This window comes from Staphylococcus schleiferi, assembly GCF_025558325.1.
GTDB classification, from domain to species: Bacteria; Bacillota; Bacilli; order Staphylococcales; family Staphylococcaceae; genus Staphylococcus; species Staphylococcus schleiferi.
In genome coordinates, this window is the sequence record NZ_CP094712.1 from 954,308 (window position 1) to 978,120 (window position 23,813).

At 35.6% G+C, this 23,813-nt stretch carries 24 protein-coding genes; 15 read left to right on the forward strand and 9 right to left on the reverse strand.

Annotation, left to right across the window (positions count from 1 at the left end):
• Nucleotides 1-34: 34 nt before the first annotated feature.
• The 4 genes from MUA40_RS04320 to MUA40_RS04335 form a co-directional block, all read right to left on the reverse strand.
• Nucleotides 35-607, reverse strand: a complete 573-nt coding sequence (locus tag MUA40_RS04320) for a beta-class carbonic anhydrase (protein ID WP_016425505.1) — start codon at nucleotides 605-607, stop codon at nucleotides 35-37.
• A 32-nt stretch (nucleotides 608-639) separates the two neighbouring features.
• Entirely contained in the window at nucleotides 640-1,899 is a 1,260-nt protein-coding gene (locus MUA40_RS04325) for a YihY/virulence factor BrkB family protein (RefSeq protein WP_016425504.1), read from the reverse strand.
• Between the two features lie 290 nt (nucleotides 1,900-2,189).
• Entirely contained in the window at nucleotides 2,190-2,477 is a 288-nt protein-coding gene (locus MUA40_RS04330) for a YtxH domain-containing protein (protein WP_016425503.1), read from the reverse strand.
• Between the two features lie 7 nt (nucleotides 2,478-2,484).
• On the reverse strand, nucleotides 2,485-2,943 hold the full coding sequence (locus tag MUA40_RS04335) for a low molecular weight protein-tyrosine-phosphatase (protein WP_016425502.1): 459 nt from the start codon (nucleotides 2,941-2,943) through the stop codon (nucleotides 2,485-2,487).
• Between the two features lie 132 nt (nucleotides 2,944-3,075).
• Between MUA40_RS04335 and MUA40_RS04340 the strand changes: the two genes are divergently transcribed.
• From MUA40_RS04340 to MUA40_RS04350, 3 genes are read left to right on the forward strand one after another with little or no spacing between them, the layout of a single operon-like run.
• Nucleotides 3,076-3,279, forward strand: coding sequence for a DUF1128 family protein (locus MUA40_RS04340; protein WP_016425501.1), 204 nt, complete (start codon nucleotides 3,076-3,078; stop codon nucleotides 3,277-3,279).
• Nucleotides 3,280-3,297: 18 nt separating this feature from the next.
• Complete coding sequence (locus tag MUA40_RS04345; RefSeq protein WP_016425500.1) at nucleotides 3,298-4,530, forward strand: aminopeptidase; 1,233 nt, start codon at nucleotides 3,298-3,300, stop codon at nucleotides 4,528-4,530.
• 20 nt (nucleotides 4,531-4,550) lie between these two features.
• On the forward strand, nucleotides 4,551-5,072 hold the full coding sequence (locus MUA40_RS04350) for an acyl-CoA thioesterase (RefSeq protein WP_016425499.1): 522 nt from the start codon (nucleotides 4,551-4,553) through the stop codon (nucleotides 5,070-5,072).
• 194 nt (nucleotides 5,073-5,266) lie between these two features.
• Here the strand turns inward: MUA40_RS04350 and yfkAB are convergent, their stop codons facing one another.
• Nucleotides 5,267-6,403 (reverse strand): radical SAM/CxCxxxxC motif protein YfkAB, encoded by a 1,137-nt coding sequence (gene yfkAB / locus MUA40_RS04355; RefSeq protein ID WP_262569938.1) that lies wholly within the window; start codon nucleotides 6,401-6,403, stop codon nucleotides 5,267-5,269.
• 113 nt (nucleotides 6,404-6,516) lie between these two features.
• Between yfkAB and MUA40_RS04360 the strand changes: the two genes are divergently transcribed.
• Together MUA40_RS04360 and MUA40_RS04365 are read left to right on the forward strand one after the other, a co-directional pair.
• Nucleotides 6,517-6,678 (forward strand): SE1561 family protein, encoded by a 162-nt coding sequence (locus tag MUA40_RS04360; protein WP_262569940.1) that lies wholly within the window; start codon nucleotides 6,517-6,519, stop codon nucleotides 6,676-6,678.
• A 69-nt stretch (nucleotides 6,679-6,747) separates the two neighbouring features.
• Nucleotides 6,748-7,269, forward strand: coding sequence for a type 1 glutamine amidotransferase domain-containing protein (locus tag MUA40_RS04365; protein WP_167732690.1), 522 nt, complete (start codon nucleotides 6,748-6,750; stop codon nucleotides 7,267-7,269).
• A gap of 268 nt (nucleotides 7,270-7,537) precedes the next feature.
• Here MUA40_RS04365 and MUA40_RS04370 read toward each other — a convergent pair whose 3' ends face one another.
• Nucleotides 7,538-9,283 carry a pyruvate oxidase gene (locus MUA40_RS04370; RefSeq protein ID WP_167732688.1) on the reverse strand — a complete coding sequence of 582 codons (1,746 nt, stop codon included), beginning with the start codon at nucleotides 9,281-9,283 and terminating at the stop codon, nucleotides 7,538-7,540.
• A gap of 199 nt (nucleotides 9,284-9,482) precedes the next feature.
• Between MUA40_RS04370 and sgtB the strand changes: the two genes are divergently transcribed.
• The 5 genes from sgtB to MUA40_RS04395 all read left to right on the forward strand — a co-directional run bounded on the left by sgtB (nucleotide 9,483) and on the right by MUA40_RS04395 (nucleotide 13,913).
• Nucleotides 9,483-10,289: a monofunctional peptidoglycan glycosyltransferase SgtB gene (sgtB, locus tag MUA40_RS04375; RefSeq protein ID WP_016425494.1), complete on the forward strand. Its 807-nt coding sequence runs from the start codon at nucleotides 9,483-9,485 to the stop codon at nucleotides 10,287-10,289.
• A 187-nt stretch (nucleotides 10,290-10,476) separates the two neighbouring features.
• Nucleotides 10,477-11,280 carry a recombination regulator RecX gene (recX, locus tag MUA40_RS04380; RefSeq protein WP_037559169.1) on the forward strand — a complete coding sequence of 268 codons (804 nt, stop codon included), beginning with the start codon at nucleotides 10,477-10,479 and terminating at the stop codon, nucleotides 11,278-11,280.
• Nucleotides 11,273-11,587 carry a YfhH family protein gene (locus MUA40_RS04385; RefSeq protein WP_037559167.1) on the forward strand — a complete coding sequence of 105 codons (315 nt, stop codon included), beginning with the start codon at nucleotides 11,273-11,275 and terminating at the stop codon, nucleotides 11,585-11,587. Before recX ends, MUA40_RS04385 begins: the two co-directional genes overlap by 8 nt.
• A 14-nt stretch (nucleotides 11,588-11,601) precedes the next feature.
• On the forward strand, nucleotides 11,602-13,131 hold the full coding sequence (locus MUA40_RS04390) for an ATP-binding cassette domain-containing protein (protein WP_167732685.1): 1,530 nt from the start codon (nucleotides 11,602-11,604) through the stop codon (nucleotides 13,129-13,131).
• Between the two features lie 8 nt (nucleotides 13,132-13,139).
• Nucleotides 13,140-13,913: a hypothetical protein gene (locus MUA40_RS04395; RefSeq protein WP_016425490.1), complete on the forward strand. Its 774-nt coding sequence runs from the start codon at nucleotides 13,140-13,142 to the stop codon at nucleotides 13,911-13,913.
• A 76-nt stretch (nucleotides 13,914-13,989) separates the two neighbouring features.
• On the opposite strand, the gene MUA40_RS04400 is transcribed toward MUA40_RS04395, so the two are convergent.
• Nucleotides 13,990-14,967, reverse strand: coding sequence for a metal-dependent hydrolase (locus MUA40_RS04400; RefSeq protein WP_126496352.1), 978 nt, complete (start codon nucleotides 14,965-14,967; stop codon nucleotides 13,990-13,992).
• A 91-nt stretch (nucleotides 14,968-15,058) separates the two neighbouring features.
• Here MUA40_RS04400 and mutY point away from each other — a divergent pair, with 91 nt between their 5' ends.
• The 4 genes from mutY to MUA40_RS04420 all read left to right on the forward strand — a co-directional run bounded on the left by mutY (nucleotide 15,059) and on the right by MUA40_RS04420 (nucleotide 20,704).
• Nucleotides 15,059-16,102, forward strand: a complete 1,044-nt coding sequence (gene mutY, locus MUA40_RS04405) for an A/G-specific adenine glycosylase (protein ID WP_016425488.1) — start codon at nucleotides 15,059-15,061, stop codon at nucleotides 16,100-16,102.
• 63 nt (nucleotides 16,103-16,165) lie between these two features.
• Nucleotides 16,166-16,708 carry a nucleoside tri-diphosphate phosphatase gene (gene ntdP / locus MUA40_RS04410; RefSeq protein ID WP_126496349.1) on the forward strand — a complete coding sequence of 181 codons (543 nt, stop codon included), beginning with the start codon at nucleotides 16,166-16,168 and terminating at the stop codon, nucleotides 16,706-16,708.
• Between the two features lie 429 nt (nucleotides 16,709-17,137).
• Entirely contained in the window at nucleotides 17,138-18,874 is a 1,737-nt protein-coding gene (locus MUA40_RS04415; protein ID WP_167732682.1) for an ABC transporter ATP-binding protein, read from the forward strand.
• Between the two features lie 237 nt (nucleotides 18,875-19,111).
• On the forward strand, nucleotides 19,112-20,704 hold the full coding sequence (locus MUA40_RS04420; RefSeq protein WP_126496347.1) for an FMN-binding glutamate synthase family protein: 1,593 nt from the start codon (nucleotides 19,112-19,114) through the stop codon (nucleotides 20,702-20,704).
• Between the two features lie 95 nt (nucleotides 20,705-20,799).
• On the opposite strand, the gene MUA40_RS04425 is transcribed toward MUA40_RS04420, so the two are convergent.
• Both MUA40_RS04425 and MUA40_RS04430 read right to left on the reverse strand, forming a co-directional pair.
• Entirely contained in the window at nucleotides 20,800-21,894 is a 1,095-nt protein-coding gene (locus tag MUA40_RS04425) for an FUSC family protein (RefSeq protein WP_016425483.1), read from the reverse strand.
• A gap of 92 nt (nucleotides 21,895-21,986) precedes the next feature.
• On the reverse strand, nucleotides 21,987-23,273 hold the full coding sequence (locus MUA40_RS04430; RefSeq protein ID WP_167732679.1) for a glutamate-1-semialdehyde 2,1-aminomutase: 1,287 nt from the start codon (nucleotides 23,271-23,273) through the stop codon (nucleotides 21,987-21,989).
• 81 nt (nucleotides 23,274-23,354) lie between these two features.
• Between MUA40_RS04430 and bcp the strand changes: the two genes are divergently transcribed.
• Nucleotides 23,355-23,813 (forward strand): thioredoxin-dependent thiol peroxidase, encoded by a 459-nt coding sequence (gene bcp / locus MUA40_RS04435; RefSeq protein ID WP_016425481.1) that lies wholly within the window; start codon nucleotides 23,355-23,357, stop codon nucleotides 23,811-23,813.

The following is a 23,813-nucleotide window of genomic DNA, read 5'->3' on the forward strand; positions in this document are numbered from 1 at the left end:
TCGATTTGACTTCTGTCCCGCTTCTTTAATAGCATTAGATTGAATTTTTCCCATAGCCATCATGGACGAGATCTAACGCACCCGTGTGCGGATCAATGACTAATCCATGAACAGGTACTTTCTTGTCAAATAGGGGATGGGAATAAATCATTTGTATATTCTTTTTAACATTTTCATAAACGTCATCAAAGCCTTTTAAAAAGTTAGGAACGTCAATGCCAGAGTGTTCTAATATATCAAACGTTTTTTGATCGACACCTCTTTGTTCCATTGTATTCATAACGGCGTCGACATCAATATTCCCCATACCACAATCTTTATGCCCCATAATAATAATTTCTTCAGCACCAAGTGCATAAATACCAACAAGTAAACTACGCATCGTTGAACCATAAGGATGACTAATTGTAGCACCAGCATTTTTAACGACTTTTAAATCCCCGTTTGTAAAACCAAGTGCTTTTGTCGATAAATCTTGTAAACGTGTATCCATACAAGTCAGCAATACAGCTTTTTTAGATGGCGTTTTACTTGTACTATATTGTTCATAAGCTTTGCTTGCCACAAAGTCTTTATTATATTTTAAAATTTGATTTAATAATGTCACCCTAAGCGCCTCCAATGTGTTTCAAATCCGTCTTATTTATCGTCAGTTGTTTTAATATGCTTTGAACGTCCAGTGTGTGAATGTTCAACTTTTTCAGATTCTGGATCTACTGATGATTGTTCATCTTGATTTTGATGTTGTTCAAATTTATCTGATTGTGTCCCGTAGTTGTTGTACGCAGTTGCTAAATCTTCTTCTTTTTGAGCTTCAAGTTCATCATACGTTTCTTCTTCAGGTGTTTTTCCTTTAATCACTTTACGTTGATGTACAATCGCATTCACTTCTGCTCCGATAATTAAAATGAAGCCCGTGATGTATAACCAAAGCATTAAAACAATGACACCACCGATACTGCCATAAGTTTTAGAGTAGTTCCCAAAGTTTGAAACGTAGAAACCAAAAGCAAGTGTACCTAAAATCCATGCAACTGTTGAAAATAACGCCCCAGGGAGTACGGATTTTAATTTGATTTTCACATTAGGTGCAACGGTATATAAAATCATAAATACAATAAATATGACTAATACGGGTAACGCTGTTCGAATAAGACTAAATACCCAGCGCACTTGATCGTCTAAACCGAGTGGCCCAAATAACAAGTTCCCGATTTGTTGACCAAAAGTAAATAGAACGAGTGTGACAGGTAGGGTAATTCCAATGAGTAAAGTGAAAAATACCGCTAATGCCTTTGATACGATAAAGTTACGATTATCTTCAACATCATATGCGACGTTAAAAGAATTCATTAACGCAGTGATACCGTTCGAAGCTGTCCACAAAGCCAAAATTAAACCGACTGAGAGCAATCCGCCACTAGCATTGCCCATGACATCATTAATGATACTCGTAATGATGGAGGCTGTATCAGCAGGCGCTTTATCTTTAATTTGATCAATAATTGCTTGTCGATCGATATTGAACATTGGAACTAAAGATAAAATAAAGATAAGCATTGGGAACAATGAAAGCATGAAATAATATGCCAACTGTGCTGCGAGACCAGAGGCATCATCTTTACCTATACGATAAATCAAATAACTCACAAAATTAGGGCGGTCAGTATATTTTACTGGTTTGTTTATTCTTGAGACAAAGAAGGTTTGGTTGTCTTTTGATGCTTCTTTAGATTGAAACTGTTGAGGTTTAACATAAATGCGGTCTTCTTCAATTTCACCTTTTGCATCGCCTTTACGATTAGGATGCTGCCCCTCATTTTTAGAGTGATGCTCATTTGAGAACTTACTTTTCACCTCATCTACAATGCTTTTTGATTTTTCTTCGTTTTTTGACATATCGAAGCTCCTTCTTTTGATATTAAAAAAGGCAATCTCTGAGTACATTCTAAAAGAATGCATTGAAATTGCCCATGATAAGAGCGTAACGCCAACGAACTGTACCTCTTTTACGGCATAAAGCGCGTGAGCAACCATAATCCATCAACAAATAAGTGAAACTCAAACTTCTTTTAACTTGTTGTTATCTCGCTATCGTAGCTCATACGTTCATAACGTTGACATGCGGTATTGAAGTTGACGTGAATCTGCTGTGCTCTTATCCCCGCTTATTGTTTAAAAGCATTTACTTATAAACCAATTTGTTTATTGTTTTTACGTTCAACAAATGTATCTTTAGCTTGACGTAATGAACGTTCTAATTCTGGATTGTTACGACGAATTTCATCAATTGTATCTTTCCAATAGAAGAACTCATCTTTTAATTCTCCAAATTTAGAAGGTTCGCTTGAACGTTCACCTGTTTTAATTTGATGAACTGATGATTTAAGTGAACGACGTGTATTTTTGTCAATCAATGCAATCGCTCCACCAATTGTAGCGCCAATTAAAATCCCCGGTAATAATTTGTTTTGCATAATGTTGTTACTCCTTTCGCGTATCCTGAATAATATAGTCTATTAAATGATCACAAGAAGATTGTATCATCTCATAGACACCTTCAAAATTATTTGTGTAATATGGGTCAGGCACATCTGTTTCTGTCATATCACTAAACTCTAATAATTTAAATAACTTCCCTTTAAGATGAGGATTAATTTTTTTAATATTATCTACATTACTTTGATCCATTGCAATAATGTAGTCAAAATCATCTTGTGTTGTAAATAATTCACTAATCATACCATCGAATGGGATGTCGTGCGCATTTAAAATTTTTTGGGTACCCTCATGAGGGGGCTCTCCTAAATTCCATTTGCCCGTACCTCTTGAGTATACTTCAATGTTGTCAATATTGCGATCTTTAAGGCGTTGGCGCATAATTGCTTCAGCCATTGGAGATCGACAAATATTGCCTAAACATACAAAAGCAACTGTTGTCATGTAGATAACCTCCGTGTCCTAATCTATATGCCCATTTTAGCTGTTTTTAAAACAATACGAAAGTAATTCTGTTAAAAATTTTTCAAACATTCGTCACTTTGATAAAATATTGTAGACGAAAGGATGGTCATCATGTCAAAGACAATTGAAGAAATGATTATAGAAATACGCAATCGATTAAACTTAGTCAATCCAGGTTTAATTGATCCGGATAACTACAGCGAATCCCATCGCGAAGATATAGAAGATATTTATGCTTTTGTAACAACGAAAAAGGATTTTACACCTCGTGAAATGTCTGGTATTACGGAGGCATTGGGTGATATAAGAAAATAGACAATTGGGGGTATTTTAATGGCAATTGAAGAAAGATTACAACAATATGCAAAATTACTCGTCAACGTTGGAATGAACGTTCAGAAAGGGCAACCCGTGTTTATCAGAACAACAGTTGAGGCTGTAGATTTTACGAGACGTATCGTAGAAGAAGCTTATCTTGCAGGTGCTTCTGACGTCAGAGTGAAATACGCCGACCCACAACTCAAACGTTATGCATATGAATATGAACCAGCTTCATTTTTTGAAAAAGATGTGAAGGCCTATGATGTAGAAGAGCGTATGGATTATGCGAATCGTGGTGCAAGTAACTTAGCACTGATTACTGAAGATCCTAATTTATTGAATGGAATAGATACGAATAAATTAAAAGCCGCTCAATTAAATCATAGTCATGCTTTTAAACCGTATATGGTGGAATCACAAAAGAATGCATTTCCTTGGGTGGTAGCTTGTTATCCATCAGAAGCATGGGCGCAGCGAGTTTATCCAGATTTAGAGCCACAAGCTGCTTTTGCGAAGTTTTTAGATGATATATTGAATATCGTCAGAGTCGACGGGAATGATCCGATCGCCAATTGGGAGCAACATACACAATTATTAAAAGAGAAAGCCGATTACCTTAATGATAAAGCTTATGATGCACTTCATTTTATCTCTGAAGGTACAGATTTAGTCGTTGGCTTGGCGAAAGGCCATATTTGGGAAGATGCAACGAGCTATACACCTGATGGCCAAGCATTTATCGCTAATATTCCAACTGAAGAAGTCTTTACAGCGCCTGATTGCCGACGCGTGAATGGCACGGTTTCGAATAAATTGCCTTTAAGTTATAATGGTACAATTATTGATGGCTTTAAACTGACATTTGAAGAAGGTCGTGTCGTTGATTTTGAAGCGGTAGAAGGTCAAGAAGTGCTTGCCTCTTTATTAGATACAGATGAAGGTGCACGTCGCTTAGGTGAAGTGGCTTTAGTTCCTGATGATTCACCGATATCTAATCGTAATACTATTTTTTATAATACATTATTTGATGAAAATGCCTCTTGTCATATCGCATTAGGTGCAGCTTATGCATTTAACCTTAAAGGCGGTACAGAGATGACGAGCGAAGAATTAAAAGCACATGGCTTAAATGATTCACTGAAACATGTTGACTTTATGATTGGTAGTCGTGATTTGAATATATATGGCGTTAAAGTAGATGGATCTGAAGAGTTAGTTTTCAAAGATGGAAATTGGGCAAATTGATATAAAAAGAGGTTTAGAATATGACAAATGTAGAAAAAAGAGCAATGAAAGATTCAAAAGTATATAAATCTAGACAAGTATTTCCGACGGATACAAATCACCTAGGCACGCTGTTTGGCGGTACGATGATGGCCAATATCGATGAGATTGCTGCAATTTGTGCGATGAAGCATGCAAATAATACCGTTGTCACTGCTTCAACGGATTCTGTAGACTTTTTAAAACCGATTAAAAATGGCGATATCATGACTTATATCGCTATGGTGTCATATGCCGGCAGTTCTTCGATGGAGATTTGTGTTCAAATTATGATTGAAGATATTCATAATAATAAGCAAGAGTTAGCGGCATTAAGCTTTTTAACATTCGTTGCATTGGATGAAGATGGCAAACCTACAAAAGTACCTGACATTTATCCAGAAACTGAAGCTGAAAAATGGTTTCATGAAACAGCTGAAGTGCGTGTGAAACGTCGTAAAGAAAGAAGAAAAGAAAGCAAAAAAACATTACAATTTATTTCTGACTTAAAACGTAAACAGTAAAAACGATTAATTTAGAGTTGCATCAGTCCCGATGGAATGTCGTTTTAGACTGATTTAAATACAAAATTTGAAGCGTAATTGAAAAATACGTGTAGCGTTGAGTTAAAAAAGAGGCAAAGATGATTTACAGAAGTGACCCTTCTACTTTTGTAAACACATCTTTGCCTTTTTAGCATATGGATATTTTCAATGGATTAAGAAAAAATTTGGTGCATCCGTTGTTCTTGTTTTTTAAAATCAACATTTGAGTAATACATATTTTTAAATAGAATGTTAGGACCTAAGCATTCAAATTGAGGACAATGGCAATTGATCGATTTTGATAGTGGCGTCGCCATCCAACGTTGAAATACATCTGTTAAACGATCTTGTTTAATGTTTGAAATCGTACCGGTTTCGTCGCCAAAATCTGTAACAATGACGTTACCCGTAAATACGTTCACATTTAAACGGCTTCTGCCATCTGGATCATTTCGTGTCGATACATTTGGCGCTTGTTTTAATTTTTCTCTTAATTGTGCATCAGCTTCATCTTGTAAACAAGGAAAAATAGGTAATGTACCGAACAACATCCAAGTGTCTTTATCGCGCACATCTAATAAATGTGAGATTGCAGATTTCATCGTTTTAAGATCGAGTACTTCCAATTGACTCGCAAAATCAGCAGGGTACATGGGATGCACTTCGTGACGTTGACATTTCATATCGTGAATCACTTCATGATGAATTGATTCTAAATAAGGTAAAGTACTTTTATTTAACATTGTTTCTGCTGACACAAACATCCCTTGACGACTTAAATTTTGAGCATTTGAAATCATCTGTTCATAGAGTTTTAATTTCGCCTTTAATGGGGGCTGCTTGTCCATTGCGCCAAATCCAACTTCAGTAAATGTATCAATTGTGCCCCAGTTATGTGAAATGTGTAAAACATCGATATATTCAGCAATATCTAAATATCGATCTAAAGGTAGGGTTAAATTAGAATTCAATTGTACATAAATACCCCGTTGCTCGGCATATTTTAATAATGGTTTAACAACTTCACGAATAGACTTTTTAGAAAACATAGGTTCTCCGCCAGTAATAGAAATCGTGCGTAAAGTTGGAATTTCATCTAATCGTTGCGTGATGAGTGACATTGGAAGCGGGTCGGGGTCTCTCGTCTGTAATGTGTAACCCACGGCGCAGTGGCTGCAACGCATATTGCACAAATTAGTTGTTGTAAATTCAACATTACTCAGTACAGGTTGCCCATATCGATTGATATCTGAATAGGGTTCCCACGGATCATTTTTAATAGTAATAGGATCCTTTTTGGTGCTTATCATAATCAAAACTCCTCATCTTAAAATACATGATTGTTTGATATTGGCTATTGAGGAATATCAAATTCATGTTAATATAGCTATGACAATGCAATTATAAAGGAGAATCGCAAAGTATGAAAGAGCCACAAACGATGAATCAAATAAAAGAAAGATTATCTCAAATTTTAGAAGAATTAGAACATACCAAACCTGATGAGGTGAGCGTTGAAGATATCGATGAGTGGATTCATTTACTAGACCAACTTGAAGTAAAAGTAAGTCAGTTACGTAAATAGTTTATTTTGTGATGTTTAGTCAAATTCAATCCGGGTATTTAATACACTAGATACAATAAAGAAAGGTGATTGAATCATGGCAAAAAAATAGCAGTATTATTAGCAGACCAATTTGAAGATATTGAATTTACAAGTCCAAAAGAAGCTTTAGAAGAAGCTGGACATGAAATAGAAGTAATCGGAAATACTGCCAATTCAGAAGTTGTTGGTAAACATGGTGCAAAAGCAACTGTAGATGTAAGTATTGCTGATGCAAAACCTGAAAATTATGATGCGATATTATTGCCAGGTGGTTTTTCTCCAGACTTATTACGTGGAGATGAAGAACAACGATATGGTACTTTCGCAAAATATTTCTTAAAAGAAGACGCACCAACATTTGCCATTTGTCATGGCCCACAAATTTTAATTGATACAGATGAATTAAAAGGGCGTACATTGACTGCAGTGCTTAACGTACGTAAAGATTTATCAAATGCAGGCGCTAAAGTGGTGGATGAGTCAGTTGTTGTGGACAAAAACTTAGTGACAAGTAGAGTTCCTGATGACTTAGATGACTTTAACAGAGAAATTGTGAATGCATTAAAATAATTCAAGATTCAATTAATGAAGGCTACCGTCAAATCTTATTTGACGGTAGTTTTTTACGTCTTAATCAGAAATATATTTTTAAAGGAAGAAGCGGTCAATAAAAAGGAGCGAGGTAGAAATCGAATGGATTTCCAACTCGCTCCGAGTGCTAGCTAGGATACAAATTCTCAAGCAAAAAACCTGTATGCCTTTCGTAATTTGAAATTTTCTTCGCCTTCAATATAGCTCTTTGATGCTTGGAAATATTAGCATTTGTACAATCGATTAATTAAAGGAAACGTTTAACAGCTGTAGACAGTGACGGCATTTCGTTAAAAATAAATTTACGATCTTCAGTTAAACTACGATATGCCCATTTTGCATAATTTAGCGCTTGTTCTGGCATAATTTTACCAGGGAGTGGCGCAGCGTTTTTATCGACATAAACATTAACGATAGTCGGTCTATGTTGTTGTACAGCTGTTTGTACAATAGCATCAATGTCGTCAGGATTATCAAGTGTATAACCAACGCCACCACAAATTTCTGCATATTTAGCAAAGTCCATATCACTAAAGTCTATACCATATTCTAATTCTCCAGCTTCTTGCTGTTCGTATTTAATAAATGATAATTCCGTATTGTTGAGCACAAATAGTACCATCGGCAAACGGTATTGAACAGCGGTAGCAAAGTCTTGCATTACCATTTCAAAAGCACCGTCTCCCGTAATACCAATCACTTGGCGACCTGGATAGGCAATGCGTGAGGCAATCGCAGTTGGAAGTGCACAGCCCATCGTACCGAGCCAACTTGAAATAACAAAGTGGTTATTAACGCCAAGATTTAGGTAACGTGTAGACCATACTGTAGATGTTCCTACGTCAGCAGCAATAACCGTATCGTCAGTGATTACTTTATTAATCGCATCCATTAACCGCTCTGGACGTATAGGCTTAGCTGTATTTTTCTTGTCTTCTTTCATCCAGCCTTCCCAAGTTTCTTTATGGTCTAACATTTCAGATAAAAATGGACGGTCAGAAACCGGATCAATCGCTTCGATCAGTGCTTGGAGTGCCAGTTGACTATCACCGACAATTGGGGCATCAACATTAAAACGATGTCCGATAGCTTCAGGGTTTTCATCAATTTGAATAGCTGGAATATCTTTCTTAGGTAAATAGTCTATATACGGATAATTTGTCCCCGCTAAAATAAGCAAGTCTGCGTTTTGCATCGCTTGATATGACGGTTTTGTACCAATTTTACCGATATTTCCTAAATTATAAGGATGCTGATCGCCGACAATTGTTTTAGACGGCAATGTGACAATTGTAGGGATTTTACCTTTTTCTATAAATTGACGTACTTCTGCTTTCGCATTTTCAGTCCCTTTACCAACAAGGATGACAGGTCGTTTACTGTCGTTAAATAAACGTGCGGCTTTTTGAATTTCATGCGTAGCGGGTTGGCGTCTTTCTTTTTGATAAGGCTTAACTTCAGAAGGGAAGTTATCATCGACTTTAGTATTCAAAATGTTGTTTGGAAGTGTAAGTACTGCAACGCCTTTCTTTTCGTAGGCAGTACGAATAGCTTCATCTACAATTTGAAAGACATTGTCAGCATCACTGTCTTTTAATTGGTAATTATATACAGCAACATCTTCAAATAAATTCGGTAAATTAATTTCTTGGAATGTTTTTGTCCCAAGTTTATCACTGTCGGCTTGTCCTGAGAGGATTAATTGCGGTACATTATCGAGTTTCGCATCATACATGCCGTTTAATAAATGTACTGCACCAGGACCACCTATTCCTAAAGCAACCCCAATTTTACCTGTAAGTTTTGTATAAGCTGCAGCTGATAGACTCGCAACTTCTTCATGACGTACATGAATAAATCTGATTGAATCTTCGGCACTTTTAAGACCATCCACAACTGCATCAATAGAATCACCAGGAATACCATATACGTGATCGATATCCCAAGCTTTTAATGCTTCTATAAGTGCCATATTCGCTTTAACTTTTCCCATTTTATTACGACTCCCTTTCCAATATAGTAACCTATAAGATTGATATACCCATTTTTTCATTTTATACATCAATATTCAAAATACGTGCTTAACCTCATCCTGCAGACTGATTTTTGATTAAATATATAGATAAATTTCATAGGACTTGATAAACTCACAGTAATTAGTGAATTGAAATTGAGAAAGTAGGTCATCATGGATGAGAAGAAAAGACCGAATGGGGAAGTCTGCCGCACAACCCCATGACAATGCGCCGCATTACAATACGTATTACCAGCCTGTAGGTCAACCGCCTAAAAAACAGAAGCCAAGACGCATTTTTCGTACATTGATTTTTGTCTTAATTTTTATTGCTGCATTGTTTATTGGTTTGATGTATATGCTCTCACAGCAAGCGGATGTATCTGATTTAAAAAGTATCGAGCAAAAAGACAGTTATGTGAGTGCATCGCAAATGCCTAAATATACGAGAGGTGCTTTTATTGCAGTGGAAGATAAACGGTTTTACCATCACTCGGGTGTCGATTATAAAGGGAGCATTCGAGCCATTTTTGCGTCGATAAAAGATAAAAATCGTTTGCAAGGCGGAAGTACGATTACCCAACAGCTTGCTAAAAACTTTTATTATGATAACCAACAGACGGTAACAAGAAAACTAAAAGAAATGTTTGTTGCGAGACGCATTGAAAGAACATATAGTAAAGAGCAGATTTTAAGTTATTATATGAATAATATTTTTTATGGAGACAATCATTATACGATTGAATCTGCAGCACGTTATTATTTCGGAACAACAACGAATCAACAAAATACAAATTTACCTCAAATCACCGTGTTACAAAGTGCAATCCTTGCAAGCAAAGTGAATGCACCTTCAGTTTACGATGTTAATGATATGTCACCCGCTTTTATAAATCGAACTAAAATGACGTTAGAAAAAATGAAGCAACAAAATTATATTAGTGAACAACAATACACTGAGGCATTGCAACAACTTGGTGCTTAACACAAATATATGGCATAATAAAAGAGTGCTATAAAAGTTTTTAAAATTGATCCATTGATAGTAAATGGCCGAGTTAAGTCTAGCTTATATTAAGCATGCTTAATGTGAGTCAACCAGACAGGGGTGGGACAATGAAATCTAATCGATTTCTGTTCCACTCCCTTTTGTGATGATTTGGGGTGATAAGATGAATGAGATAACTAAAATAGAAGTTCAAAAAAACAATAAAGAGAGATTTAATATTTATATAGATCAAGTTTTTGCAATGGGTATTTCTATGGATACGCTTGTAGCCTTTAATTTAAAAAAGGGAGACATCGTCGATAAAAAACAAATCGATGCGATTAATCAAGAAGAGTATGATAGACAAGCGATTAATCAAGCCATGCAATACTTATCTTATCGCAAACGTACACGTAAGGAGATTAAATTACATCTCTTAAAGCAAGACTTTCCAGAGGCGGTCATCGCACGTGCGATAGATTATTGTGAACATCTTCAATTAATTGATCATCGTGACTATATGATAAGCTTAAAAAATACATTACTTCGTACGACGGATAAAGGGCCTGAAATCTTTCGACAGAAGTTACTAGAAGCTGGCATAGAAACGGACTTAATTGATGAAGGCGTTCAATTATATGAAGAAGAGCAGCCAATCGATGCTATTGTGGCATTAGCTGAAAAAATTATGAAACAAAAAAAGGGGCCTGTCTCCAAGGTGAAATTGAAAATTCAACAATCACTTCAACAAAAAGGGTATCGTTTAGATACAATTTATAAAGTAATGGATCAACTCGAAATAGAACAGGATTCAGAAATGATAGACAAATTATTGCAACGTGATTTAGAGAAAGTCTATAATAAAAATCAGAAGAAATACAGTGGGCAACACCTCTATATGAAAACTGTAGAAGGATTGTTGAGAAAAGGCTATCAATACGATGAGATTAGACAAAAATTATCAGAAAGTGGTATCGAAAATGAGTGATAAACGTTTAAGTGAAATGGATAGGCAAGAGATTTTACATGTGATCCAAACGAGTAAAGAGAAAATGCGAAAAGCAGAAATGAACGGTATCATGAATGAATATGATGTCTATGCCAATAAAGTCGTTATTGCTGAAAGCTACCTTATCGATACAGATAAGATAGAAATAGGTAAAATATATAAATTGAAAGATGGTACAGAAGACTTTTTTAAAGTTGAACGTTTAAAAGGAATCTTTGCTTGGGGATTTAGAATTAATCATAGTGACCCCGAAGAAGGATTGCCAATTTCATTATTAAAATTATAAAAGGGGTAGCGCGCATGGGTAGTTCAATTGTCTTGAAGATGATTAATGTAACACATTATTATCGCAATCAAAAAAAACAAAATGTGCTTAAACCTTTTAGTTATCAGCCCGAAGATATTGAGCTGAATAATATTTCGCTATATGTCTATGAAGGTGAAGCTTTAGGTATCATCGGGGAAGCGGATGCTTCCAAGTCACTAGTAGGTGAAATATTAGCAGGCACGGTTCAACCTGATAAAGGTCGAATTGTAAGAAAAGCTTCGATGTTTTATGCGAATATGAATCAAAAATCAGTTGAGGATACAACGGTTGAAGATTATGTCAGTGACGTCGTTCAACTTTATCCTTATGAAGCGGCTGCACACAAGGTGTCACAAATTATTAAATATGCACATCTAGAAGAGGTTAAAACAGAGCGAGTAAGCCAACTGACAGATGCACAATATGCACAATTGCTTTTTAGTTTGGCCCGTTCTTCTGATGCTGAAATTGTGATATTAAGTCATATTTTAAGTTATTTGAATGAAGCGTTTTTTGAAAAAGCACAACTAATGATGCAAGAATATGTTGAGCGTGAGTGGACGTGGATTACAATCGATAATGATGTCGATAAAGTGAAAGCTGTGAGCAACTATTTGGCCTGGATATCACATGGTCAATTAAGAAAAGAAGGTGCCATTAGCCAAGTTTATCCTAAATTTATGGCACATCAACGTGATATGGATTCCCTTAAAACAGATGAGGAGAAAAAGCATTTTGATGAAGATTGGAAAAGAAATCGCAGTAGAATGCCGGAACTCACATACAATTTTAAGAGAATTGAGCGTTATCATCACGCAAAACCACCTGCCTTTCTTTCGAGAATTTGGTTATGGTCTATTTTATTTTTGGTTGGCATGTGTGCGGCAAGTCTCCTCGTCATCAGTGGGATAGGTAAAATAGACAGCACACAAATAACAACGCAACCTACAATTTCCAAACAAGCAAAAGATCCTTATGAAGAAAAACTTGCATATGGGATTGTCAATGAGAGTTCGGTCACTTTGACATCGTTAGAGCATGGGCGCAAAACAATCACCATGCCACATTATGCGATAGCAACTATTGTAGGTGAAAATAAAGCGACATATAAAATACAAGTTAACGGTTCTTTTTATAAAGCTGATAAAGGAAAATTTGAATATTTTAATCCTGCTGCTTTATACAAAGATGTGAAGCGTAAAGATTTAGAACCTTATATGAAAAGTAATTATATCAACTATGTCGATTACTTTAATGGGGAATTACATAAATCACATGAGAAAGTGAATGATACACTTGTACCAGGAAAGAAAGACCGCTTCGTTGAGCCTGTTATTGAACAACCGATTGCAATGTTGTTTGACGACCGTAATCATTTAATGGGCTTTACGTATCCGATTGTGGACAAGTCGAAATTAGAAGACAAATACCATATTAAAAGTGATGTATGGATAACAAAAACGGATGAGGGCTATTTTATTGCAGATTTGAAAAATTCAAAATGGCTTTATATCGAATTGTAGGTGGAAAAATGGTTGAGAATTTAATTCGTTTTTACAAAAATATTCCTAGAATATACCGACATAGTATATATCGCCTAAAAATGCATAGAAAGTGGACGTTATTGACTTTCGCTATAGGTATCCTACTGACATTTATCATCACGATGATTTTTAGGAGAATAGGGACTGTTGATGTCAAATTAGCAACAATAGATTATAGACTTACAGGCTTAATGACTTTCGCCGTTATTTGGATTGCCATCTTTATTAATTACCGTTTTTTTCCAAGAGACTATTATGTGACACGTCATTACAACAGCACGCCGTTTCTTCACGTGTTATTGTCGAGTGCACTCTATAGTTTAGTCTTGCTTATATTAACGCTTGTGATGGCTTGGTTAAAACCTCTTAATACAGACACAACAGTGATTGGTGTATTGTTTTATATTGTAATGAGTTTGTTTTTTATTACAGTGATCTCATTTTTATTAGGAATGATTTATATTTTATATCCAAAGTTAGATAAAGTATTTTATATCGTTTCTTTAATCGTATTTTGTCTATCGCCTATTTTGTATATTCCAGATGGAGGATGGCAAACGCGGTTGTTGATGCTGAATCCTATTTTTTATTTAGTGAACGGCATGCAGCAGTCCGTGATTATAGGTAAAGATGCGATTAATAACTTGGGATATCATATTTACTTCTTTTGTTTTATGGGCTTAATGATTGTCTTTAGTTTCGCATTGAAGGATTATGTGACACAGTTGAGACCCAATGAACATCAACAACTTAAATCTTAATTTGATTAATGGATTGAGTGAAATTCATAAAAAACCTAGTCCCTTACAATAGAGACTAGGTTTTGTCATATATGATTTAATGGGCATATAACTTTTTCATCAGCTTTTCTTCGCTGAATACCCAACCCGTATACGAATGTACAACTTTCATTTCTTTATCGAGATGGGCAATAGCAACAAATTGATAATGTCCTTTCTTTAAATACCGTAAGTCAATAAATCGGAGCTCTGTTGTCTCATTATCAATATGCTTAATATGCCAACGATAAATCGAAGAAAAATTTAAAAATGCTCTTATATTATGATCATATTGTGCATATTGCATAATTTCTGGGCTTGGATAAGGTTGGCGTTTAACTTTATCACTAAACACGATGCTTCGACCATAACTACGCCCGACGTAATCATGTTTTTCTGTTTGAATTGCAATACGCCACTCTTTAAAGCGAATGGTCGGTGCCACAAAGACTTTAATTGGTGTGCCTAAATGTTCTACTTGATTTAATGCTTGTTTTTTTAACCAGAAACGCATTTGAAAGCGCAGAATGTAATAAAAAATCAAGATGATCAGCACAGGTCCGAAAACAACATACGGATGTAACCCCAATGCCCATAATAAAATACCGATGAGCAAAATTGTAAAAATAATAGGGTCAAATGTGTTAATGACGCTAAGTTGAATCCACTTATTTGTAATAGGTCGCAATGCTTGTGTCCCGTATGAATTAAATATATCGACAAACACATGCAAAAATACAGCGAGTTGTGCCCATAGCCAAATATGAAGTGGATCTAAATCTTTAAAAAAGACATATACTAATAAGGTTAGTAGTAATGGCCAAAAGATTGTAAATGGAATAGAATGGGTAATCCCTCTATGATTCGAAATATAGGTTGCGTTATTTTTTAATTTTAGTACAGTATCACTATCAGGAATTAACGAACCAGCAATTAATACAGTAGCAGTTGCAGCAAAATTTCCGCCTAGCGCAGTATCTGTTGTTGCTACTGCTGTTAGGCCTATACCGATAGCAATATGAGTAGCTGTATCCATATTGTCTCACTCTTTTCAAAATATCTTAATCTTATTATAATCTACAACTGAGTTGAAGGTAAATTATTCAAATTTTAAAAGGGGAATAGAAATGTTAAACGAAATTTCTTTTAAGCCGCATTTGTTAGAATGGTTTGCACTCGAACAACGACAGATGCCTTGGAGAGAAACTAAAAATCCATATTACATATGGGTAAGTGAAGTCATGTTACAACAAACACAAGTCGATACGGTTAGAGATTATTATCAACGTTTTATTACACAATTTCCACGTATTGAAGATTTAGCCGCAGCACAAGAAGAAGACGTATTAAAATTATGGGAAGGCTTGGGGTATTACAGTCGTGCCCGTAATTTTCATACAGCTGCTAAAGAAGTCGTTGCTCAGCACAACGGGATTGTACCTCAGCATCCTGATACATTTTTATCTTTAAAAGGTGTTGGTCCTTATACGCAAGCGGCAGTGATGAGTATTGCTTATGGTTTACCGTTAGCCACAGTAGATGGCAACGTTTTTCGTGTGTGGTCTCGTTTGAATGATGATAGTCGCGATACAGCGTTACAATCGACACGAAAAGCTTATGAACAAGAACTATTGCCGTATGTTGCTTCTGAAGCAGGCGATTTTAATCAAGCAATGATGGAATTAGGCGCGCTTGTTTGTACGCCGAAATCACCCCTGTGCATATTTTGTCCAGTTCAAGATCACTGTGAAGCATATGCAAATGGGACAGTGTTAGAGCGTCCTGTGAAAACTAAAAAACTAAAGAAAAAAGAATTGAACTTTGATGTTTATGTGATTCAAGACCATCTAGGCCGTTATTTAATTGAACAAAGAACGTCTTCGTTGTTAAAAGGAATGTGGCAATTTCCAATGGTTGAACAACTTAGTCAAACGCCATCTGAAGCTGTTATCGTAGATTCATTAAAAATTAAAGAAAAGGAAATCATGACCTTAAAGCATCAATTTACACACCTTACTTGGAAGCTTCATGTCCATTTAGCAGAAATTGCTCAAGAAGATGAACGCAAGGTGGCAGAAGGAAGACTTTGGTTGGTGCCTGAACAAAAAGAACACTATTCTTTTCCGGTCCCAATGACTAAAATTTTTAAAAAGCTTCATCAAGCTGAATAATTAAGTAACCGGATTGATTGTGATATAATAGTCGAGGTTATAACAATTAAGGAGGTGTGGCAAGTGGTCAAGTCGTGTGTACCTCGAGAAGGGGAATCGATTAAGATACAATCTTATAAACATGATGGCAAAATCCATCGTGTCTGGTCAGAAACGACTATCCTCAAGGGAACAGCCGATGTGGTTATTGGTGGAAATGATCATACATTAGTGACCGAAAGTGATGGCCGAACTTGGATAACGCGTGAACCCGCGATTGTCTATTTTCATTCAGAATATTGGTTTAACGTCATATGTATGTTCAGAGAAGATGGCATTTACTATTACTGCAACTTATCCTCTCCATTTGTCTGCGACGAAGAAGCCCTTAAGTATATTGACTATGATTTAGATATCAAAGTCTATCCGAATGGAAAATATCACTTACTTGATGAGGATGAATATGAACAACATATGAATCAAATGAATTATCCGAAAGATATTGATTTGATTTTAAGACGAAATGTCGATATTCTTCAACAATGGATTGAACAGAAAAAGGGACCATTTGCCCCAGATTTTATCAAAGTATGGCGTCAACGTTTTCAAAAATATAAAAATATTTAAAAGTAAGCGTGTTAGTATAAAGAATTTCGTCAATTTTGAAGTTTAATTTTATTTTGCAAATGGCTCGATATGTGATGTAGTAGACGGTGTGAAAACAACTTCTTACATAGTCTGTTTAAGCCGATGTCATTCAATACATCGGATGATGTACAGAGTTTGAACAATGATTTTAAATACGGGAGTAAGATTTGGAAGCGAATAGTGTTCCGTCTTACTCCCGTTCAAATCGTTGTACTTTACCTCAATACAATCACGTCATATTGACAGATTGCCTATTTGAATCAACAAATAAGGGTCAGCAAAATGATAATGCTTGCGGTTATTTAATTGAAGCAAAGCGTAAAATAGCTGACACATTAGAAAACGAATAAACAACAATGTACGCACAAATTCTTAATTGGAAGCATATAATTTTTGGGGGGCAAGCGCATGATTAAGCGTTATTTAGAGTTTGTGAAGCCATATAAATGGCTAATATTTGGGACAATTATTGTAGGGATATTAAAATTTGGTATTCCTTTACTCATACCACTCCTCATCAAGTTTGTCATTGATGATGTCATCAACAATGCTGCTCTTACTGTGGATGATAAACTAATGAGACTGTTTGTTGCAATGTTAATTGCAGCATTTATTTTTGTAATTGTACGTCCACCTATTGAGTTTTTGAGACAATATATGGCACAGTGGACAAGTAACAAAATTTTATATGATATACGTAAAAAATTGTATGATCATCTTCAAGCTTTAAGTGCTAAATTTTATGCGAATAATAAAGCGGGTGAAGTCATTTCCCGTGTCATTAATGACGTAGAACAGACAAAAGACTTTATTATGACAGGCCTGATGAATATTTGGCTCGATTGTATCACCATTATTATCGCACTGTCTGTCATGTTCTTTTTGGATGTTCAGTTAACGTTTGCGGCGATTGTCATCTTGCCGTTTTATGTACTAACTGTGTATTTTTTCTTTGGCAGATTAAGAGCACTGACACGTCAACGTTCACAAAAATTAGCTGAAGCACAAGGCTTTTTACATGAACGTGTAAATGGTATGGCAGTCATTAAAAGTTTTGCTATTGAAAATAATGAAGCACAAAACTTTGATCATCGAAATAAAAATTTTCTAAATAAAGCATTTCAACATACACGTTGGAACGCCTATTCTTTTTCAGCAATCAATACAGTAACTGATATCGGTCCATTAATTGTAATCGGCTATGGTGCTTATTTAGCAATTACAGGTTCAGTCACAGTCGGGACACTTGCCGCATTTGTGAGTTACTTAGAACAACTCTATGGGCCTTTACGAAGACTCGTTTCTTCTTTTACTACATTGACACAAAGTTTTGCATCAATGGACCGCGTTTTTCAATTATTTGATGAACCGTATGATATTAAAAATACTGACTATGCAAAACCGATAGCGATTAAAGAAGGACACATCAAAATAGAAAATGTTTCTTTTCGCTATCAACCTAATGAAAAAGATGTTTTAAAACATTTGAATTTAGATATTAAACATGGTGAAACAGTCGCTTTTGTAGGTATGAGTGGAGGTGGTAAGTCAACTTTAATCAATTTGATCCCGCGATTTTATGATGTGACAGAGGGCCATATATCCATTGATGGGCATGACATTAAAGCGTTCGATACGGGTAGTTTGAGACGACAAATCGGTATGGTACAACAAGACAATATTTTATTTTCTGATACAGTAAAAGAAAATATCTTGCTCGGACGACCTGACGCAACTTTTGAAGAAGTGGTTGAGGCTGCTAAGCTTGCAAATGCACATGACTTTATTATGGATTTACCACAAGGCTATGATACTGAAGTAGGCGAACGAGGTGTGAAATTATCAGGAGGACAGAAACAAAGATTGTCTATTGCACGTATCTTTTTAAATGATCCACCTATCTTGATTCTTGATGAGGCAACAAGTGCACTCGACTTAGAAAGTGAAGCAATCATACAAGAAGCACTTGATACATTAAGTCATGATCGAACTACCATCATTGTCGCACACCGCCTGTCAACCATCACACACGCCGATAAAATTGTAGTTATTGAAAATGGTGAAATTGTAGAACAAGGTTCACATCAAACACTCATTGACAAGCAAGGCGCTTATGAGCGACTTTATTCAATACAAAATCTTTAATAATTAAAAACGGGCATTCAATTAGAGCAAACAAATGGAATCTTTGTTGAATTAAGATTTCTAGTTTGCTCTTTTTTTAGTAATGAAACTTAAAAAGATACTCTTTAGAACTTTGGTTATTCTGCTTTAAATGAGAAAGCACTCGTGTTCGTGAATTGAAACTAAAAAAGGTTTTAAATATGATATGACGATACAATATAGGGTATAATACAATCAAAAATATAAGGGGATGGGCCAGTGTCTTTTCTAACAATATTGCAATTGATCGTCAATATCATTTTAGTGGGGTTACTTCTATTTTTAATCATCGCTGCAGTAGCATTTTTAATTTTTGATAAAGGTCAAAAGCAACATAGCGTTTTAAGGAATTATCCAGTTCTTGCGAGAGTCCGATATTTTCTTGAACATATTGGTCCTGAATTAAGACAATATCTTTTTCTAAATGATAATGAAGATAAACCTTTTTCTAGACTAGATTATCAAGATATTGTTTTAGCAGGGAAATATAAAAATAGAGGTGCGAGTTTCGGGACACAAAAAAATTATCAACATGGCTTTTTTATTAACAATGCAATGTTTCCAACACAAAAACCTGCTTTAAAAGTGGATAATACACATCAAATTACGACTTTCTTGTATCAAATAAAAAATGAGGGTCTCGTTAATCGTAAAGAAAAAGCGGTTGAAAAGAATGTGGATCCTTTCCTACTATCACCTGAACAGTACGTTAAAATTGGCGAGAATATTGAACACCCTTATTTTGCTAAGCGTCTTGTCGGTCAATCAGGTATGAGCTATGGTGCGTTAGGGAAGAATGCGATTACCGCTCTTTCAAAAGGTCTAGGCATGGCGAACACATGGATGAACACAGGTGAAGGTGGACTCTCTCCACATCATTTAAAAGGGGAAGCGGATATTATTTTTCAAATTGGACCAGGACTATTTGGTGTTAGAAATGAGCAAGGTCAATTTGATTCAAAAGCATTTGTTGAAATCGCCAAAAAAGAACAAGTAAAAGCTTTTGAAATTAAACTTGCTCAAGGTGCTAAAACAAGAGGGGGACATATTGAAGGTAAAAAAGTAACTGAAGAGATTGCTAAAATTAGAAGACTTAAACCGTATGAAACAATCGATTCCCCTAACCGTTTTGAATTTATACAAAATGCCAAAGATTTATTAGAATGGCTAGAAGAGTTACGTCAGTTAGGTCAAAAACCTGTAGGCTTTAAAATGGTATTAGGACATGCAAATGAATTTGTAACACTTATTGAAACGATGAAACATTTAGACATTTATCCTGATTTTATTACGATAGATGGAGGCGAAGGTGGTACTGGCGCATCTTTTCAGGAATTGCAAGACGGTGTAGGATTACCTTTATTTACATCTTTACCCATCATAGACGGGTTGCTCAAAACGCATGGAATTAGAGAACGTATCAAAATATTTGCTTCTGGAAAATTAATTACACCTGATAAAATTGCCATTGCTTTAGCGTTAGGGGCAGATCTAGTCAATGTTGCGAGAGCGATGATGATTAGTGTTGGATGTATTATGAGTAAACAATGTCATAAAAATACTTGTCCGGCGGGTGTAGCGACAACGGATGCAAAGAAGGAACGTGCTTTAGTGGTAGATGAAAAACAATATCGTGTTGTTAATTATATTACGAGTTTGCATGAGGGCTTGTTTAATATTGCTGCAGCAGTTGGCGTCGAAAGCCCAACAGAAATTGGACCTGAACATGTGACGATTAAACACCAAAATGGGCAATTGGATACTATCAAACGCTATCAACTCAAACTGGTCAATGACAGTTTGATGGAATAAAAATAAAAAAGACGGTCTATCTCATCTCACATTAAAGTGTTGATGTGGATAGTCGTCTTTTTTAACGCCGTTTATAAAAAACAGGCAATGTCTCTTTATAAGTCAAAGTCCTCTTCAATTATATCAATATCCGGATCAGTTGCATGATATTTAAAATAACTAACACGCAATCGGTCCAAATGTTCTAGATTATAACGATATTCTTCTAATGAAGAGATGATATGCATAATATTCGCATAAGAGAACCCACAAGGATTCGGATTATGAATCACTTCATCTTGAAATGCTGTCATAATATCTTTTTTAAGAGGATTGGGTACAAATTGCTGATCGTGCGAGACGTCAAATTTTGCTTTTTTAGTAATACTAATTAAAATTTGCTCATGAAACTGTGTTAGTTCGTCAATCTCTAACTTAATTTGAAGTAGTAACGAATGACTGAGATGGACGAGATCGTTTTGATAACGATTCATGCGACGTAAAACATCATATGCATCTCGTGTCGATAAAACAATTTCTTTAAATAAAATTTTCTTACGTGTTTGAGCAAAGACCTGTTTTTTTGTAAAAACGCGTTCTTCTTTATAAAACTCTAAAAATTGTTCTAGTTTTACGATTCTTTGTCGTAAATGTTCCAAATCTTGCTTTACATGATTAAACTCCGTTGCATCATTTAGGACTAAATTAAACCATTTGAAAATATCCGTTGAAATGTTTAATGAATTATAATAAATTTTTGTCTCAAATTTCGGAGGTAAAAATGTTAAATTGACGATAAAAGAACTGATGACACCAATCATGACAAGTGAAAAACGATAAAATGCGGATATATAAAACGATCCATTGTGTTGCCCCATAATGACGAGGGCAGTGACTGTAGCTAAAGTTGCAACGTGCGCAATGTTCATTCTAAAAAGTAAAGCAATGAGCAAAATCACTGTCGCACCCATAATGATGACATTGTTACCAAATATCGTAACCATTGTTACAGCAAGTAATGCGCCAATTACATTACCTTGAAATTGGTCAACAATTGTTTTAAAAGTACGATAGACACTAGGCTGCATCGCAACAACCGCTGCAATGCCTGCTACAGTCACCATGCCTGTTGATCCGGGTAACAATGAAGCAATTGAAACCGCAAGTATAATGGCGATACCGGTTTTTAATATTCGAGCTCCCAGTTTCAAGTCATCGCGCTCCTTTATGTTATATTTCAATTAATATTGAATATGTTTAATCATGTTATACACTGTTGTAGCGCATTTTTCAATATAGAAGTTTACAATTGGCTAAATGCATAATCGGCAGCAGCTATTGTTTTATCGATATCGGCTTCTGTGTGTTCTGTTGTTAAGAACCAAGCCTCATATTTAGAAGGTGCCAAATTGATGCCTTGATTGAGCATAAGTTTGAAAAATTTACCGAACTGTTCACCATCAGAAGCATCTGCTTGGTCATAATGTGTGACTTTTTCATCTGTAAAGTAGACTGTTAACGCCCCTCGAATTCGATTAATTGTAGCTTTTACATTATATTTATCAATTGCTGCTTGTAAGCCTTCTTCCAGTCTTTTACCAAGTTGATCAAGCTTTTCATATACGCCGTCTTGTTCTAACACTTCTAATAATGCAATACCTGCTTTCATTGATAATGGATTACCTGCCATTGTACCCGCTTGATAAGCAGGCCCTAAAGGTGCGACTTGTTCCATAATATCTTGACGGCCACCATAACCACCAATCGGTAGACCACCACCAATGATTTTACCGAATGCTGTTAAGTCTGGATAAACGCCTAATAAATCTTGCGCAGCGCCATAATGGAAACGAAAAGCAGTAATCACTTCGTCATAGATTACAAGACCACCGTGTTCATGTGTAATACGATTCACTTCTTCTAAAAAGCCAGGTTGCGGCTCAACCATACCGAAATTGCCGACAATCGGTTCTACAAGTACACCTGCAACTTGATTGCCCCAATGTGCCATTGCTTCTTTAAAGGCATCAACATTATTGAAAGGCACGGTAATCACTTCTTGTGCGACACTTTTTGGTACACCTGCGGAATCAGGAGAACCAAGTTGAGATGGTCCACTTCCTGCAGCCACTAGGACTAAATCGGAATGTCCATGATAACAACCAGCAAATTTAATGATTTTATCTCGTTTTGTGTATGCTCTTGCGACACGTATGGTTGTCATCACGGCCTCTGTACCAGAATTGACAAAACGTATTTTTTCTAAAGAAGGGATTGCGTCACGTAATTTACGTGCAAAATCAATTTCTAGTTCTGTCGGTGTTCCATATAATACGCCAAGAGCAGCTTGTTCTTGAATTGCTTTCGTAATATGAGGATGTGCATGTCCTGTAATAATTGGACCGTATGCCTGTAAATAATCAATATATTGGTTACCATCCACATCGTAGAGATATGCACCTTTACCAGACTTCATAACAACAGGTGCCCCACCGCCCACTGCTTTATAAGAACGGGAAGGGGAGTTCACACCGCCTAATATATATTCATCAGATTGTTTCTGAAGTGCTTCACTTAATGTAAATTTCATATTTAACCAACCTCTTTTAATTTAATATTTTCACCTCTTATCGTATCATAAAATTAAACGTTATTAGAAAGAGGGATTGTGATGTTAAAAAAAGGCGACCAATTTCCAGAATTTAAATTAGAAACACAAAATGATGAATGGATTACAAATGATACATTAAAAGGTCAAAAAGCAGTGCTTTATTTTTATCCTCGTGATAACACACCGACGTGTACAACAGAAGCATGTGACTTTAGAGATAATTTAAGCTTTTTTAATGATTTGGATGTCAAAGTTTATGGGATTAGTGGTGATTCTAAACGAAAGCATCAAAATTTTGTTCAAAAGCATGATTTGAATTTCGACTTACTCGTAGATGAAGACTATCAATTATCTGAAGCAGTGGGTGTATATCAATTAAAGAAGTCTTTTGGTAAAGAATCGATGGGTATTGTTAGAACGACGTTTGTGATTGACGAAGACGGTAAAGTTTTAGATGTAATTGAAAAAGTTAAAGTTAAGGAACAGATGGAGCAATTAAAAGCTATATTAGAAGGGTGA